Source organism: Corynebacterium kroppenstedtii, assembly GCF_016894245.1.
In the GTDB taxonomy this organism is placed as follows: Bacteria; Actinomycetota; Actinomycetes; order Mycobacteriales; family Mycobacteriaceae; genus Corynebacterium.
This window is the reverse complement of sequence record NZ_CP069792.1, coordinates 61,942-77,803: the sequence shown is the minus strand read 5'-3', so window position 1 is coordinate 77,803 and position 15,862 is coordinate 61,942. Positions and strand designations below refer to the sequence as shown.

Below are 15,862 nucleotides of genomic sequence, written 5' to 3'. Positions count from 1 at the left end.
ATGTCTACTCACCTGGCGGTTACTACGGGAGGGATCCTCGCCCAACAGGAAAAGGGCGGTCCGCTGGGGCCTGAATTCGGTAAAGCATCACCGGTGGGCCTTCTCATACTCATTGGGCTTTTAGTCGTCGTCATTATTCTTGGCCGTTCAGCTACGAAGCGAATTAAAAATTTAAATCGCCGCCGCGCATTCGCTGAGCAAGAGGGAATCGACGTCTTCAATACAGAAGAGATCGATCGCCGTATGGCGGAAAAGGGTGTACAAGACGTCAACGCACACTCTCGTTTCCCGGAAGTTCGATTAAAGAATAAAAGTCAGTCGACACCACCCCCGTCGGCAAAAACGGATGACACAACGGATAATGAATAGAGCCTAGCTGCGATCGGTTACTTTTCTTATGCGCCCTACTTTTAGAACCTCGTCTGTCTCACCCCTTAATGCAGCGACTGCCACATCTGCTGGGTCAACTTTTAGCGAAGCTGCTCCAATTGCCGACGTCTCACCTATACGCCCCTTGCCATCGCCTAGGGAACTGAGACACCACATTGAGTTGGACGCAGCCGCCCGTCGGTTAGTTGAGTCAAGCCGACGTACTATCGCGAACATTATTCACGGACGGGATCATCGTTTACTCGTCATTGTCGGACCGTGTTCCATCCACGACCGTGATGCAGCCTATGACTACGCCGCCCGGCTCGCTGAGCAGGCACAACGTTATTCCGATCGCCTCTTTATCGTCATGAGAGTGTATGGCGAAAAACCGCGCACAACAGTGGGCTGGAAAGGGCTTGTTAATGATCCCGATCTCGACGGAAGCGGAAACGTCAATCGGGGATTGGCTTTAGAGCGAGAGGTATTCCGCGACGTTCTTTCCTTAGGCTTGCCGACGGCCACCGAGTTTGTGGAACCACTCACAACGAGTTACATCCACGACGCTGTGTCGTGGGGCGCCATCGGAGCGCGGACCGTCGAGAGCCAAGTGCATCGGCAGTTAGCGTCATCGCTGCCCATACCTATCGGTTTTAAAAACGCCACTGATGGCAGTATTCAGCAGGCAATTGATGCGATTCGTGCAGCGTCGGTGGCCCATCGTTTTGTCGGGGTCGATGACGACGGCCACGTCGGAGTGGTGAGCTCCCTGGGGAATGCGGACGGCCATGTGATTCTCCGCGGAGGCATATCCGGGCCGAATTACGGAACAGAGAGCGTACTTACCGCCACCGACCGGCTCACGGCAGCCGGTCTGCACCCGGCAGTAACCATCGACGCTTCACACGGGAATTCTGGCAAAGACCACATCCGCCAGCGTGCCGTCGTCGCTGATATTGCAGAACGGATTGCTGAGGGGGAGCCAGGAATTAATGGTGTGATGATGGAATCTTTCCTAGTCCCAGGCAAACAGGCCCATGATGAGGATATGGTCCGTCGGCACGGCAAAGGGACATTGGCATATGGTCAATCGATAACCGATGCCTGCATGGGGTGGGATGCGACAACGAGCGCCCTCGATGAACTCGCCCGTGCCGTTCACACGAGGGGACGCGACGCATAGGCGTACCATATGAGCGTGACTATTCCGCCCAACATTCGCTGCGATGATGACCGCGTGACCGAAAACCGGTTGGTGTCATTAGTGCGCCGAGCTGGGAAGCGTGTTCGTGCCGCATGTAAACGGGTGGCCCTCATGGCAACCTACCCGTTGTATGAGGCCAGCTTGGTAAGGGCACTTGAGGGTAAGCCCGTACCTCGCCACATCGCCGTCATGTGTGATGGTAACCGCAGGTGGGCCAGGGAAGCCGGATTCATTGACGTGAGTCACGGCCATCGTGTGGGCGCGAAGAAAATCAGTGAGCTTGTCCAGTGGTCCGGTGAACGCGGGATTGAACTTGTCACCATTTACTTGCTGAGTACAGAAAATCTCCACCGCGACAAGGCTGAACTGCAACTTTTATGCAGAATCATTGGGGACGTGTCCGATGAATTGGCCAAATCGAGGCTAAACGCACGGCTCCGTGTGGTAGGCCACCGTGATATCCTTCCCGATGCTCTCACTGACCGTCTCGCCACGAATGAAAAAGCGACCGCTAACCATACCGGAGTGTGTGTCAATATGGCCGTTGGTTACGGTGGGCGGCAGGAAATAGTTGATGCCGTGAGGTCGTTGCTTGAAGACCGACTAAAAGAGAGGGAAGAGGCATCTCGGGACTCGTCTACTAAGGACGATGAACGCGCTCACCAGGTTGAACTAGTGTCCTCGTCCAGGGGGAACGAACTGGGGGAGGACTACGACGACGATCAGCGATTTTCTCTTGAGGACATAGCGGAAGCAATCACTGTACAAGGAATTTCTGATCACCTGTATACCTCTGGCCAGCCTGATCCGGATCTTGTGATCCGCACGTCCGGGGAGCAGCGTTTGTCAGGGTTCCTTTTGTGGCAATCGGCGTATTCGGAGATTTGGTTTACTGACACGTACTGGCCAGCTTTTCGACGTGTGGATTTTCTCCGCGCACTGCGCGACTTTTCACGACGGAACCGGCGGTTCGGCCGGTAATACGCGCGGGATATCACACTTTCCGCATGCGAACGCGCTGTACAGAGTGATCTTCGCCCTTCATTAACACCAGGGTCGCGCGGGGGCGCGTCGGCAAGACATTTTCCGTCAGGTTTGGGAGGTTTACGCGCTGCCAGATTTCACGGGCTTCCCGAATAGCGGTGTCGTCGTCAAGGTCAGCAAAATGGTGGAAGTGCGCATCGGGATCAGAGAATGAGATATTTCGCAATTGCAAAAAGCGATCCACATACCATTGTTCAATGTCGCGAGGATGAGCGTCGACATACACGCTGAATTCAAAAAAATCAGACACCATTAACGTTGGGCCTGTTTGAAGAACATTGAGTCCCTCAATAATCAAAATATCCGGCCGATCAACAGTAATAAACGTATCGGGAACAATGTCATATAACTCATGGGAATACACCGGTACGCGAACGTTACGAGAGCCGGCTTTCACGTCGGTGATAAACCGCAACAATGCACGACGATTAAAGCTTTCTGGATAACCCTTTCTATCTAAAATGCCGCGTCGCGTTAACTCGGCAGTGGGATAAAGGAAGCCATCTGTTGTGACCAGATCAACCTTGGGGTGAGAATCCCACCGTTGAAGCAGTCTCTGTAACAACCGAGCGGTTGTCGATTTACCGACGGCGACAGATCCTGCGATACCAATGATGAACGGAATATGGGGAACGTCTTCTCCCAAGAACGTTGCCGTGGCTTGCCCCAAGCGTTGATGGGCCTCCACTTGGAGATGGATGAGTCGCGATAATGGCAAATAGACCTCTGTCACTTCATCCAGCGCAATGTTCTCGCCCACACCGCGAAGCTCTTTCACCTCAGCTTCGGTAAGCACCTGCGGTTGAGACATGCGCAAGCGCTTCCATTGGTGTCTATTGAATTCCAGATAGGGGCTGGATTCAGTCGCACGTGACATGCCTTCCATTGTGCTCCGTCGAATGACCTATCTCATAAGTGGGGTGCATAATCGATACTCCCATTAAGCTATGGGGTAGTTCTGCAATCACGCCATCCCCAGCGAGGAAGGGCCTTTATGAGTAATTCTTCATCAAGCACGACCCCGTCTACTGCTAATACCCCTGATCAACTCCTTAATCAGCCGTTATCTCAGATCGACCCCGAGGTTTCCGACGCCATTGCCGGCGAACTGAGCCGCCAACGGACCACGCTCGAGATGATTGCGAGTGAGAATTTCGTTCCCAGAGCGGTCCTTCAAGCCCAGGGTTCGGTTCTGACGAACAAATATGCGGAGGGGTATCCGGGGCGTCGATACTACGGTGGCTGCGAAAATGTGGACATCATCGAGGACCTTGCGAGGGACCGCGCCAAGAAGGTCTTCGGCGCGAAATATGCCAATGTGCAGCCTCATTCTGGTGCTCAAGCGAATGCTGCAGTGCTCATGGCCATCGCGAAGCCAGGAGACACGATTCTGGGCCTCTCCCTGGCACATGGGGGCCATTTAACCCACGGAATGAAGCTCAATTTCTCGGGAAAGCTGTATAACGCGGTCGCTTATGAAGTAGATCCCACGACCATGACCATCGACATGGACAAGGTTGGCCAGCAGGCCGTGGAGGAAAAACCGTCCGTCATTATTGCGGGGTGGTCCGCCTATCCACGTCATGAGGATTTCGCGGCATTCCGGGAGATCGCCGATGAAGTGGGTGCCACATTGTGGGTGGATATGGCTCACTTCGCAGGGCTGGTAGCTGCTGGTCTCCACCCATCACCGGTTCCTTACGCGGATGTCGTCTCTACGACCATCCATAAGACGTTGGGTGGTCCTCGGTCAGGGATGATCCTGACGAATGATCTAGATCTTTTCAAGAAGATCAACTCAGCTGTTTTCCCAGGTCAGCAAGGTGGACCCTTGATGCACCCTATCGCAGGAAAAGCTGTTGCGATGAAAATCGCGGGATCAGAGGAATTCCGGGATCGTCAGCGTCGAACCGTCGCCGGAGCGCGTATTTTGGCCAATCGCCTGACCCAAGACGATGCCGGGGAGGCGGGGATCGATGTCCTCACCGGTGGTACCGACGTTCACCTCGTCCTCGTTGACTTGCGTCATTCGTCGTTAAATGGTCAGGAAGCTGAGGATGCGCTCCATGATGTAGGAATCACGGTGAACCGCAATGCGGTGCCGTTTGATCCGCGACCACCCATGGTCACCTCTGGACTCAGAATCGGAACGTCGGCGCTGGCGACCCGCGGATTTGATCAAGAAGCATTTGGGGAAGTCGCCGACATTATTGCGGAGACGCTGATCAGTGGCCATCAAGGAAAGTCCGATGACGTTCGAGATGACTTACGTCAGCGGGTTGAATCCCTAGCTAAACAATTCCCCCTCTATGACGGTCTGGAAGATTGGACATTGATGTAATCATGCGCGACATAAATAGTTCCTCTCACACACACGAAGCGGACGCTGGACCAACTCACCGATGCTTAGTCATTGTTGACGTTCAGAATGATTTCTGCCCTGGTGGTGCACTGGGCTGCGAAGGTGGTGACACAGTGGCGACGGGAATCTCTGATTATGTCCGGCGGCCGGATATTACGGCCAAGTATGACTTCATTGTGGGAACGAAGGACTGGCACATCGACCCCGGCTCACACTTTGCACCGCCAGGTGTGGAACCTGATTTCGTCGAGACATGGCCCGTCCACTGCAAAGTCGGCACTCCAGGAGCCGATTCGCACCCGAATCTCGACGTCTCATCTGTCGACTATTGGTTCCTGAAGGGCGAATATGAAGCTGCCTATAGCGGTTTTGAGGGCTATCTTGAAGGAACCGATGAGGCCTCAGGCGGTGGGCAGCCAGAGAGACTAGGCCCCTGGTTGCGCAAGCAGGGGATCGAGTTTATCGACGTCTGCGGAATTGCGACAGATTTCTGTGTGAAGGCGACGGTGCTCGATGGAATCGCGGAGGGGTTCACCGTTACTCTCCTCCCGGATTTATGCGCCGGTGTTGCCCCGGATTCCAGCGCGAAGGCCCTGCAAGAAATGAAACATGCAGGTGCAGCGGTGAGCTAGTTACTGATTCTGATACGTGAAACGGCACTGTGATGGTTGACGAGGCCATCACAGTGCCGTTTCTATTCCGGAGGTCGATATTGGCGACGACAGTGCTGGTGTCCTCGGCGCCTGGAGGAGGTGACGAGCGCTGAGGGAAGGCAGATCAGGAAGGGGAGAAGAGGAATGACCCTTGCCGATCGAACCAGCACAACCAGTATCGATTTTCATCACTGTGCACCACTCTGAGATGCTCCGCCTACCTAGGGAACCCCTGATGTCCCCGGGTGGTAGAGCGTTCTCGAACATCCCGCTGCGGTATGACCTTCAATTTAGCCTTACCTAAAGCAATCCGTCAATGATTTAAGCAACTTATTTGTATCAATAATTGAAATCTCCTGGTCAATGGGATTTTGACCGATGTAGACCGGGGGTAATTTTTACCCCCGCCCCTCGTGTCTCGCTATGTCATGATTGAAAAATACGCCTCGTCAAGCTGTGACATGGGTTACTATCGCATATAAACCATGACCTACCACTTAAAGTAGTGTTCACGTCGCGGTCACCTTCAGACCTCGAAAACTGCTGCTAATCACAATAAGAACAGATAAGGAGCGCATATCCCATGAAGAACTTCTTACCCCGCACGATTTTCGATGACGAGCACAAGATGTTTCGTGAAACCGCCCGCGATTTCGTCGCAAAGGAGATCACTCCTCATGTCGGCCAGTGGCATGAACAGGGCTATTGCGATCGCGACATGTACAAAAAGGCCGGTGAGATCGGTCTTTTAGGAATTACTGCCGACGAAAAATTCGGCGGTGGAGGCATGGACGACTGGCGTTTTAACGCTATCCTCTCGGAAGAGCTCGCTCAGTCTGATTGCGGTTCAGTCCTTGTCTCTGTGCAGACGATCAATGACTTGGTTGTTCCCTACCTCGAGCGCTTTGCCAATGAGGAACAAAAAGAGCGCTTCCTGCGTCCACTCTGTGCTGGTGAGAAGATCGCGGCTATCGCTATGACCGAGCCGGGCGCCGGAGCCGACCTGGCAGGGATCCGCACGCTTGCTAAGAAAGACGCCGACGGTAACTACATCGTGAATGGTGCCAAGACATTTATCTCCAATGGCGTCCAAGCAGATTTCACAATTATCGTGGCCGTTACTGACCCTGAAAAGGGCCGAGCCGGTGTTTCGCTCCTCATTGTTGAGGACGGTATGGAGGGGTACACCAAGACGGGCCCACTGAAGAAAGTCGGACTTAAAGCCCAGGACACTGCGGAGTTGTCCTTTGAAAACGTCACTGTTCCGGCTGAGAACCTCCTCGGTGAAGAAGGTGCCGGGTTTGGTTACCTCAGGCACAACTTGGCGCAAGAGCGGCTTTCGATTGCCGTTGGCTCTGTAGCGACCTCGCGCCGCGCTTTCGACCTCGTTTATCAGCACAGCCAAGATCGTAAGACGTTCGGCAAACGACTGGTTGACCACCAGGCCTACGGGTGGATGTTGGCTGAGATGGCTACCAAGATTCAAGCTGCTCAGTCATTCGTCGATGCCTGCATTGAAGCAAAAGTCAAGGGCGAGCTTGATGAAACAACAGCGGCGATGGCCAAGTGGTGGACCACGGATCTGCAGGTAGAAGTGGTTAATAATGCGCTGCAATTGCATGGTGGCTATGGATTCATGATGGAATACCCGATCGCTACCCATTACCTGGATACGCGTGTTCAGCCAATCTACGGTGGTCCGAACGAAATCATGAAGGAAATCATTGCGCGTCGCCTTGCTAAGGGCGCTGGCAAGTAAGACACTGCCAAACTACGGTGTAGGGCTACCGTGCGGTGAGTGAAGTGCGTGAACCCAGTGTGGTGAGCGTGCGCCGCAAGCCCAACGGCGACCAGAAAGGCTGTTATGGCAGACGAACAGGACGTCGTGGGCGTCGATAACCTGGATGTTGAGACAGGCACACCAATAAACGCAGCCGACGCTGCCTCTGGTGTGGTGCGGGTGATCACGCTGCGGCGTCCAGAAGGGTATAACGCCATCAATAAGGCGCTTCGATCACGTCTCCACGAAGAATTTGACTCGGCCAATGATCCGAGCGTCCGCGCTGTGCTTCTTAACGCTGAGGGGAAGTCCTTCTGCGTCGGGCAAGACCTCAAAGAACATCTCCAGGACTTGTCCACTGGCCAGGGGATGGGCAAGGTTGTCGATGAATACAACCCCATGATTGAAGCCTTGCTCGCTATCAAAGTCCCCGTTGTAGCAGCTATTTCTGGACCAGCGGCCGGTGCAGGATGGTCTTTAGCTTTGAACTGTGACTTCCGCATTGCTTCCCGAACAGCATCCTTTACAGCCTCCTTCGCTGGAGTTGGATTAGCTTCCGATTGCGGGCTCTCACACACGCTTACCTCCGTTGTCGGACCCGCCAGGGCTCTCGAGGTGCTGTACCGTGACCAGCAGCTTACAGCCGAGCGTGCATATGACCTGGGGCTTGTCACCGAGGTCACCGACAACGACCGCGCTGAGGAGGCTGCAACGAAGTTCGCCCTAGCATTGGCACAAGGCCCGACCAAGGCATTCTGTGAAATCAAGAGCTTGGTGAAAGACGAGCAGGCTGTGATGGCCGCGGCCACGAGGGAAGCGGATGCCCAAGCGCGTCTAGCCTTCACAGAGGACCATCAAGAGGCGGTGCGATCATTCGTCGAAAAGAGAAAGCCCCAGTTCAGAGGGTGTTAGTAGGGCACTCCCAGTAGCCGCTGGGGCAGACAGAAACATTTTGCTTATGCACTACGTACGACTTTCGTTGGCAGCGTGACGACGCTCGCGCTCCTCTGCCAGTGACTTCCGCCCTTCCTGCAGCCACTGCGGACGATCGCTAAGAAGGTTGTTAATTTCAGCAGTAGTAAGCGGTTTATCCATGTCATTGCGCTTCAATGCTGCAGCGGTGACACCGAGCTTCCGCGCGACTTCCGCTCGAGGATGAGGCCCATTTGCCCGCAAATCTTTCAGCCACTGAGGCGGATTGTTTTGTAAGCCCACAAATTCATCATGGGTAAGTGCCGTCTTCTGGAAGTCTTCAGGCGTGGCAGGGAGAAAAATATTGAGCTTCTTCGCGGCCGTCATGGGCTTCATACGAGTACTGGATGGTTGCGGCCCGGACGTGCGATCACTGTGCGAATGAGTATCGTTCATGCGCACCAGAGTAATGCATAAGCAGTTCTCATCCCCGACGCTCTCAGCACTGAGTCGCTCATCCCGTTGTGCATGGGCGTCGTACGTTACGATCGGTTCATGACCGAATACCTCAAGGTCGTCTTCGTCCCGGGACTTCTTCCCGACAAATGGTTCCGCCGTTTTGATGAACGCCACGGTGGTGCGCCGCGCGGTATGACGAAACCTTCTGAATCGCGCGAAGAACAGAAATCACATCGCGATCCGCGTAGTGAACGCCCGGTGCGTATTGCGTCGGCCCCCGCGGACCATCCACTTCCTTATGTCCTGCGTGGAAAGGCCGATGTGGCTTTCGTCCGCATGGATAATCGTGGACGGGAGGGTGTCGTCAAGGATGCTGAAGCGAGTGGTCAGTCAATCCATCTCATTGAGCTCTACGAGGAACAGCCCGGCGTTGCGGTTCCTAAGGACAACCCCATCGCACTGTTTCCGCAGGTCAGCTCGCATGAATTAGAAGACGAAAAGATCATGTGGTCACCGAAACCTCCCCATTACCGAGTTGAGATAGCCGATGTCCGTGCCGCGCTTGAAGTTGTTTCCGCGAACGTCGGTGTCGTTATCGCACCCCGCCCGTTGTTGCGGGTAATCAATAAGCGTGGTGTGAAAGATGTCGCTTTGAGCGATGGACGCCCGACGCGGCTGGCCATGGTGTGGTTGCAATCTCGTGATAATCGCGACATACAGAACCTTGTCGGAATCGTTCGGGGGCGCACAGCTCGATCATCGCGGTAGCGTGTACGGAATGGAACAATAGAGCGCTATGACAGCATCGTTCACAGGAGCCATTCGTCTTATGACGCGCGACGATTATCCAGACGTGGCACGTATTCACCAGGCCGGGCTGGATACGGGCAATGGTGCGTATGAAGACTCACCGGTCACGTGGGAGGAGTTCGTCGGCAAGAAGATTCCGGAGTTGTGTTTCGTCGCGGAAGATGAGGGACATATTCTCGGGTGGGTTGCCCTCATGCCGTTTTACCATCGGCCCTCCCTGACTGGTTTCTTAGAGGATTCTATTTACATCGATCCGGCCGCGTCAGGGCGTGGAGTGGGTACTGCTCTTCTGGAGCACTCGGCTGTGAAGGCGAAGGAGTGGGGCGCGTGGACCATAACCGGATGGATATTTGAGGACAATTCCGCCTCCCAAGCGCTCCATGCAAAGGCAGGATTCAGGAAAGTGGGCACACTTCAGCGCCACGGATGGATGGTGTACGGTCCGTGGTCTCATCAATACCGCCAGTGCGCTATTTACGAAAAGCTGCTGTAGAACAACCCGCGTCGACGTGCAACGGGGGCTGTTTCACAGCAGCATCGTATGTAACCAGTATTTACACCGAGTTCCGCAGTTTCTCTTCGCGGACGAGAGCGAACAAGACGAACGCGAGAACAGCGAACGGGATCACGACGATGAACACCGGAGTTAATGCGTCGTTGTAGGCTCCCATGAACATGTCCTTGAGGGGACCAGGTAGCGAACCAACCAGTTCCGGCGTGAGGCTATCGGCGTCGAGCCCACTCGACTGTTGCGCGAACTTCTGCTGCACTTCCGGCGGAAGCTGCGCCATGGCGGCTGGCATACGGTCCGCGACCAGCTCGGTAATGCGGTTGGTGAAAATCCCGCCGACTAGAGCGGAGCCGAGTGACGAACCAATCTGGCGGAAGAAGTTGTTGCTGCCTGTGGCAACGCCAACCTTCTGGATGGGGAATGAGTTCTGGACCACCAGGATCAGAATCTGCATAGTCATGCCCAGACCGACACCCATGATGAAGAGGCATAAACCGAGGTACCACAGCGACGTATCAACGGTAATTCGGTGTAGGAGCACACATGAGGCAACCACGATAAGCATGCCGATAGGTGGATAGATGCGGTACTTTCCGGTTCGGGTGACAACATTGCCCAGACCGATGGATGTCCCCATCAATCCGATCATCATGGAGATCATCATGAAACCAGAGGTGGTCGGGTTCATGTTGTGAACCATCTGGAAGTAGGTGGGCATGTAGCTCATGACGCCGAACATCACGATTCCGACGCATAAACCGCCAACGGTGACCAGGTTGAAGTTGCGGTTCTTGAATAGCGACATGGGGATCAATGGGTCTTTAGCGCGCAATTCGATGAAGACGAAGATTGCGGCCGCAATGACGGTTCCGATCTCCAAACCGATGATCGTAGGGGAGCTCCAGGAGTATTGGTTTCCGCCCCACGACGTGAAGAGGATGAGGCATGAGGCGGCTGTCGCCATGAAGATGATGCCGAAGTAATCAAGCTTTAAGCCTGTCCCGCGCTTGGGCAGCTTGAGAGCGAACAGTGCAATAGCAACCGCGAGAAGGCCGACCGGTAGGTTAATCCAGAATGCCCACCGCCATCCAGGGCCATCAGTGAACCAACCACCAAGGACCGGTCCGAGCACCGAGGACACGCCGAAAACAGATCCCATCCAGCCCGCATATTTACCGCGTTCCCGAGGGGGAACAACGTCGGCCATGATTGCCTGCGAGAGGATCATGAGGCCACCACCGCCGAGACCTTGGATACCGCGTCCAATGATCAGCTGTGCCATCGACTGTGACAGGCCACCGATGATCGAGCCGATGAGGAATATAGCAATTGCACCGACGAAGATCGGCCTGCGGCCGATTTGATCACCGAGTTTGCCGTAGATCGGCATCATGATCGTCTGGCACAACAGGTAGGACGTAATGACCCATGACATGTGCTCGACGCCACCAAGGTCACCGACGATCGTCGGAAGGGCCGTCGAGAACAACATTTGGTCCAAACTTGCTAGCAGCATGGCGGACATGATGGCCACCATGACCGCAGGGATGTTGCTCTTATTTTTTGGTTCGGGGGATGTTCCCTCAGTGGTTGGTGACGTTTGATCTGCCGGCGAATCAATGCTTTTCACTGATTCCGGCGTAATTACACGGCTGGACAGGTGCTGCCCGGACGTGTTCACAGCGTTGTTGCTGGTGGCGTCGCTGTGTGCACCATTGTGTTTACTCACTGTGCTTCATCCTCCCATTTCTCGTCGTTACGTTCGTCGTCGTTCGTGGTGTCGTTTTTATGGTGGTTGTCGACGGTGGTTGTGTTGTGTCCGGTTGTTCTTCTCGACGTCGCCTTCGGTGATGAAGCCGTCTGCGATGAGGACGTCGATGGCCTAGGAGTGTCCCCGGGACTGTCCGGTGGCGTGGTGCCGGCCAAACATTCCGGCGGAGGAGCCCCTAAAACGTCGTAGAACAGGGTAAATGCGCCCAGACAGCAGTCACGGAGGCGACGATGCCCATTGGTGGCATCGGGTTGCCTTGTCCAGCGGAGCGTTCCAATCCGTACGGCGTCTTGGCAAAGAATTGTTAAGGCAACGGCCTCCTCAGAGACGCCATCGGTGTTCTCTGTACTGGGAAAAGCAGTTTGTGGAAGTGATCGACGCTCCGGGTGGAGAGTGAAAAACTCGTCGACAAGTTCCACGATGTTGTGGAAGCGTTGGACAGTCAGTCCGAATTGCGGAGCTGCGATATCAGGGTTGCTGCGGAAGATTTGCTTCCGACGGCTAAGCAGCAGTGTTGAGAATTCGTCACTGCGGCCACGCGACGCGAAACTAGTCTGGAGGATGAGATCTACCAAGGCCACAGTCACATGTCGCGGGTCGGCGGCGAGGAATTCCCGTTGTTCTTTATCAGGGATATCAACGATAGGGTGGCCGAGGACAGCGGTTTCCCTAGAGTCGACATAGTTAAAGAACGTGCGCTTCGAAACATTGGCTGCGTCGACGATGTCCTCGATGGTGACATTGTCGTAGCCATTTTCGAGGACAAGCCGAGTGGCGTGATCTTCGATAGCGCACAGGGTTTCTAAGCGCTTGCGTTCTCGAAGGCCCCGTGGCGCATGATTCCCCTCGATGTCGAGGTAATTACGAGTGCTTTCCACGAGAGACCACCCTAGACCCGTTTATGCACTCAGTGCAAAGTTGCGGTCAGTATAAGTCTGCATTGTGTGAAAGAAATCAACAGCGCTTTGTTTGTGACTTAGGCCATGACGGGGTCTCGGGAGAATGAGAGGGCCGCCGGCACATAGAAAAAGGGCCACCCCCACAGAGTGGCCCAGTAGTGCAGGTGACTAGCGATTCATTCGCTTACTTATCGCGACCTGTATTCGCCATTGCAAGTACGTCGAGACGCTTATCCAGCTCTTCCTCCGTGAGGTTCTCGCCGTCGACAAAACCGAGGTCAATGACGGTTTGGCGAATAGTCTTGCCCTCCTTCAGCGCGGTCTTAGCAACCTTCGCGGCAGCTTCGTAACCGATCGCGCTGTTAAGCGGAGTAACGATAGATGGAGACGACTCAGCCAGTGTCCTCATGCGCTCAGCATTGGGCTCAATCCCGTCCACCATCTTTTCAGCGAAGATCACCGCAGTGTTGGACAGCAGGCGGATTGACTCCAAAACATTGCGTGCCATCATCGGGATAAACACGTTCAGCTCAAAGGCGCCTTGCATGCCACCGGCGGCAATCGCAGCGTCGTTACCAATCACCTGGCATGCAACCTGAGTAGCGGTCTCGCACATGACCGGGTTGACCTTTCCCGGCATAATCGACGATCCCGGCTGAAGATCAGGCAAGTGAATCTCGCCGAGTCCGGTCAGCGGGCCAGAACCCATCCACCGGATATCGTTGGCGATCTTGTTGAGGGAGACAGCAATGCTCCTCAGTGCACCCGACATCTCGACGAGCCCGTCGCGGTTTGCCTGAGCCTCAAAGTGGTTAATGCAGGGACGTAGCTCCTCAACACCGGTCAGTTTCACTAGTTCAGCGGTTACTTTTTCGCCGAAATCTTCGGTGGTGTTGAGTCCCGTTCCCACGGCCGTACCACCAATGGGGAGCTCACCGACGCGCGGTAGTGTGGCCTTTACCCTCTCGATACCAGCTTCGATTTGGCGAGCGTAGCCCGAGAACTCCTGACCCAAGGTCACCGGTACCGCATCCATGAGGTGGGTGCGCCCGGACTTCACAACCTCTTCCCACTCAGTAGCCTTGGCTGATAAGGACTTATGGAGCGTCGTCAACGAGGGGATGAGATCCTTAACGGCAGCTTCCGTGGTGGCAACGTGCGTCGCGGTGGGGAAGGTGTCGTTCGAGGACTGGCCCATGTTGACGTCGTCATTCGGGTGCACCTCGACGCCATTGTTCTTGCAGATAGAGGCAATAACCTCGTTGGTGTTCATATTCGACGACGTACCGGAACCGGTCTGGAAGACGTCGATAGGAAACTCTTTGTCGTGTTTGCCGTCGGCAATATCGTTGGCCGCTGCGATGATGGCTTTGCCTTTTTCCTCTGAAAGTAGGCCACGGTCAAGATTGACTTGCGCACATGCAGCTTTGAGTAGGCCCATGGCGCGGATTTGTGCGTGTTCAAGGCCACGGCCTGACACTGGGAAATTCTGGACCGCACGTTGGGTTTGCGCCCGCCACAGTGCTGTGGCCGGAACTTTAACTTCACCCATGGTGTCGTGTTCGATGCGGTATTCTTGATCGCTCATGTTATGTAAGTCCCACCTTCATATGTGCTATGAGGATACGTGCAACGTGGCAGAATTCGTGCCACTGTCAAGTATGGCTTATCGGGAGCCCCGATGTGTGATCGATGGTGGCACACATGCAACCTAGTACCGTAGGTCATAGGTCAGCGAGGCATGTGACAAGCGCGTGATGTCGTGTGTGCGTACGCGTTGCCTTGCGTGCGTAAAAATGTCGTTCTGCAGAAAAACCTTGTCCTGCGAAGGGCAGCGGAATATATGGTTGGTCGCTTTGATGAATACCCGGGGAACACAAGACGTCCCCGGGCATAACACCGACCCGAAAACGGGGTTCTAGCTGTAATCGACCACGGAGTACTCTTCCAACTTCGTCAATTGGTGATGTGACTCAATCATGCGGATGGTACCGGACTTTGACCGCATGACCAGCGAACGCGTGATCGCACCCCGCGGTGAATACGTGACTCCACGGAGCATATCGCCGTTGGTCACACCCGTCGCAACGAAGAAGCAGTTTTGTGAGTGCACGAGGTCCTCCGTCGTGAGAACCTTACCCAGTTCGTGGCCAGCATCGAGAGCCTTTTGCTTCTCTTCATCATTACGCGGGGTCAACACACCCTGAATCTCTCCGCCCATGCATCTCATGGCACAAGCAGTGATGATGCCCTCCGGGGTTCCGCCGACGCCCATCATGATGTCGATGCTGTTTTGGGATTGATCCTGGGCGGCTGCCACAGCACCAGCGACGTCACCATCGTGAATCAAACGAACCTTGGCTCCGGCGTCGCGAATTTCCTGAATGAGGTGTTCGTGGCGTGGGCGATCCAAAACGACGACGGTAATGTCAGAAGCCCTCTTACCCTTGGCGTGGGCAACGGCGCGAATATTGTCCTTGACCGGGGCGTTGACGTCAATAACGCCGCGGGCCTCGGCGCCGACCGCGATTTTCTTCATGTAGAACACTGCGGAGGGGTCGTACATGGTTCCACGCTCTGCTGCGGCGAGCACCGAGATAGCGTTTTGGCGACCTTCAGCCATCAAAGTGGTCCCATCAACGGGGTCGACAGCGATGTCGATATCGGGTCCTTCGCCTGTTCCGACCTCTTCACCGTTGAAGAGCATCGGGGCCTCGTCTTTTTCACCCTCGCCGATAACGACCACACCGTGCATTTCCACGCTGTTGATCATCTGGCGCATGGCGTCGACAGCGGCTCCGTCGCCTTCATTCTTTTTTCCACGGCCGACCCACCTGCCCGAGGCAAGGGCGGCGGCTTCCGTCACGCGAACCAGTTCCATAGCAAGGTTACGGTCCGGTGGTGTTTGATTGTGGTCACTCATGGGTGGCACATGCCTCCTGTTTTGGCTTCAATGATGGGGTTGATCATCTTCATTGTTTCACTTATGCGCCCATTAGCCGATTAATCTCACTCCCAAATAGGGGCAAAATGTGGTGAATCTTGTACTCTTTCGGCGGTGACCACAGGTTCTCCCGGTTGATTGGTG

The 15,862-nt window shown here is 54.9% G+C and carries 15 protein-coding genes; 9 read left to right on the top strand and 6 right to left on the bottom strand.

From position 1 onward, the window contains the following. The 3 genes from I6J23_RS00455 (at window position 1) to uppS (ending at window position 2,554) form a co-directional block, all read left to right on the top strand. Window positions 1–369, top strand: coding sequence for a hypothetical protein (locus I6J23_RS00455; RefSeq protein WP_239454922.1), 369 nt, complete (start codon window positions 1–3; stop codon window positions 367–369). Between the two features lie 28 nt (window positions 370–397). After that, window positions 398–1,552, top strand: coding sequence for a 3-deoxy-7-phosphoheptulonate synthase (locus tag I6J23_RS00450; protein ID WP_204582106.1), 1,155 nt, complete (start codon window positions 398–400; stop codon window positions 1,550–1,552). Window positions 1,553–1,684: 132 nt separating this feature from the next. Further along, on the top strand, window positions 1,685–2,554 hold the full coding sequence (uppS, locus tag I6J23_RS00445; RefSeq protein ID WP_204582827.1) for a polyprenyl diphosphate synthase: 870 nt from the start codon (window positions 1,685–1,687) through the stop codon (window positions 2,552–2,554). A 13-nt stretch (window positions 2,555–2,567) separates the two neighbouring features. On the opposite strand, the gene coaA is transcribed toward uppS, so the two are convergent. After that, window positions 2,568–3,494, bottom strand: coding sequence for a type I pantothenate kinase (gene coaA / locus I6J23_RS00440; RefSeq protein ID WP_204582105.1), 927 nt, complete (start codon window positions 3,492–3,494; stop codon window positions 2,568–2,570). A 117-nt stretch (window positions 3,495–3,611) separates the two neighbouring features. Between coaA and glyA the strand changes: the two genes are divergently transcribed. From glyA to I6J23_RS00420, 4 genes are all read left to right on the top strand, one after another. Continuing rightward, a complete protein-coding gene (gene glyA / locus I6J23_RS00435; RefSeq protein ID WP_239454921.1) occupies window positions 3,612–4,958 on the top strand; it encodes a serine hydroxymethyltransferase in 1,347 nt (448 codons plus the stop codon). A gap of 2 nt (window positions 4,959–4,960) precedes the next feature. Next, a complete protein-coding gene (locus I6J23_RS00430) occupies window positions 4,961–5,611 on the top strand; it encodes an isochorismatase family protein (RefSeq protein ID WP_204582104.1) in 651 nt (216 codons plus the stop codon). A gap of 604 nt (window positions 5,612–6,215) precedes the next feature. Continuing rightward, window positions 6,216–7,391 (top strand): acyl-CoA dehydrogenase family protein, encoded by a 1,176-nt coding sequence (locus tag I6J23_RS00425; RefSeq protein WP_204582103.1) that lies wholly within the window; start codon window positions 6,216–6,218, stop codon window positions 7,389–7,391. Between the two features lie 105 nt (window positions 7,392–7,496). Continuing rightward, window positions 7,497–8,324, top strand: a complete 828-nt coding sequence (locus I6J23_RS00420; RefSeq protein WP_204582102.1) for an enoyl-CoA hydratase/isomerase family protein — start codon at window positions 7,497–7,499, stop codon at window positions 8,322–8,324. Window positions 8,325–8,375: 51 nt separating this feature from the next. On the opposite strand, the gene I6J23_RS00415 is transcribed toward I6J23_RS00420, so the two are convergent. Continuing rightward, a complete protein-coding gene (locus I6J23_RS00415) occupies window positions 8,376–8,780 on the bottom strand; it encodes a DUF5997 family protein (RefSeq protein ID WP_204582101.1) in 405 nt (134 codons plus the stop codon). A 99-nt stretch (window positions 8,781–8,879) separates the two neighbouring features. Between I6J23_RS00415 and I6J23_RS00410 the strand changes: the two genes are divergently transcribed. Together I6J23_RS00410 and I6J23_RS00405 are read left to right on the top strand one after the other, a co-directional pair. Continuing rightward, window positions 8,880–9,551, top strand: a complete 672-nt coding sequence (locus tag I6J23_RS00410; RefSeq protein WP_204582100.1) for a LysR family transcriptional regulator substrate-binding protein — start codon at window positions 8,880–8,882, stop codon at window positions 9,549–9,551. A 28-nt stretch (window positions 9,552–9,579) separates the two neighbouring features. Further along, window positions 9,580–10,086 (top strand): GNAT family N-acetyltransferase, encoded by a 507-nt coding sequence (locus I6J23_RS00405; protein WP_204582099.1) that lies wholly within the window; start codon window positions 9,580–9,582, stop codon window positions 10,084–10,086. Window positions 10,087–10,147: 61 nt separating this feature from the next. Here I6J23_RS00405 and I6J23_RS00400 read toward each other — a convergent pair whose 3' ends face one another. The 4 genes from I6J23_RS00400 to glpX all read right to left on the bottom strand — a co-directional run bounded on the left by I6J23_RS00400 (window position 10,148) and on the right by glpX (window position 15,697). Beyond that, window positions 10,148–11,833, bottom strand: a complete 1,686-nt coding sequence (locus I6J23_RS00400) for an MDR family MFS transporter (RefSeq protein ID WP_239454920.1) — start codon at window positions 11,831–11,833, stop codon at window positions 10,148–10,150. Beyond that, on the bottom strand, window positions 11,830–12,753 hold the full coding sequence (locus I6J23_RS00395; RefSeq protein ID WP_204582098.1) for a TetR/AcrR family transcriptional regulator: 924 nt from the start codon (window positions 12,751–12,753) through the stop codon (window positions 11,830–11,832). Before I6J23_RS00395 ends, I6J23_RS00400 begins: the two co-directional genes overlap by 4 nt. 205 nt (window positions 12,754–12,958) lie before the next feature. Next, window positions 12,959–14,362 carry a class II fumarate hydratase gene (locus I6J23_RS00390; RefSeq protein WP_204582097.1) on the bottom strand — a complete coding sequence of 468 codons (1,404 nt, stop codon included), beginning with the start codon at window positions 14,360–14,362 and terminating at the stop codon, window positions 12,959–12,961. Between the two features lie 330 nt (window positions 14,363–14,692). Further along, the gene (glpX, locus tag I6J23_RS00385; protein ID WP_204582096.1) at window positions 14,693–15,697 is read right to left on the bottom strand and encodes a class II fructose-bisphosphatase; all 1,005 of its coding nucleotides are present in this window, start codon (window positions 15,695–15,697) and stop codon (window positions 14,693–14,695) included. Window positions 15,698–15,862: the final 165 nt, after the last annotated feature.

Bases quoted from the DNA above. Each gene is read 5' to 3' on its own strand.
- I6J23_RS00450 (WP_204582106.1), top strand. From the start codon at position 398: ATGCGCCCTACTTTTAGAACCTCGTCTGTCTCACCCCTTAATGCAGCG.
- glyA (WP_239454921.1), top strand. From the start codon at position 3,612: ATGAGTAATTCTTCATCAAGCACGACCCCGTCTACTGCTAATACCCCT.
- uppS (WP_204582827.1), top strand. From the start codon at position 1,685: ATGGCAACCTACCCGTTGTATGAGGCCAGCTTGGTAAGGGCACTTGAG.
- I6J23_RS00455 (WP_239454922.1), top strand. From the start codon at position 1: ATGTCTACTCACCTGGCGGTTACTACGGGAGGGATCCTCGCCCAACAG.
- I6J23_RS00405 (WP_204582099.1), top strand. From the start codon at position 9,580: ATGACAGCATCGTTCACAGGAGCCATTCGTCTTATGACGCGCGACGAT.
- I6J23_RS00420 (WP_204582102.1), top strand. From the start codon at position 7,497: ATGGCAGACGAACAGGACGTCGTGGGCGTCGATAACCTGGATGTTGAG.
- I6J23_RS00425 (WP_204582103.1), top strand. From the start codon at position 6,216: ATGAAGAACTTCTTACCCCGCACGATTTTCGATGACGAGCACAAGATG.
- I6J23_RS00430 (WP_204582104.1), top strand. From the start codon at position 4,961: ATGCGCGACATAAATAGTTCCTCTCACACACACGAAGCGGACGCTGGA.
- coaA (WP_204582105.1), bottom strand. From the start codon at position 3,494: ATGTCACGTGCGACTGAATCCAGCCCCTATCTGGAATTCAATAGACAC.
- I6J23_RS00415 (WP_204582101.1), bottom strand. From the start codon at position 8,780: ATGAACGATACTCATTCGCACAGTGATCGCACGTCCGGGCCGCAACCA.
- glpX (WP_204582096.1), bottom strand. From the start codon at position 15,697: ATGAGTGACCACAATCAAACACCACCGGACCGTAACCTTGCTATGGAA.
- I6J23_RS00410 (WP_204582100.1), top strand. From the start codon at position 8,880: ATGACCGAATACCTCAAGGTCGTCTTCGTCCCGGGACTTCTTCCCGAC.
- I6J23_RS00390 (WP_204582097.1), bottom strand. From the start codon at position 14,362: ATGAGCGATCAAGAATACCGCATCGAACACGACACCATGGGTGAAGTT.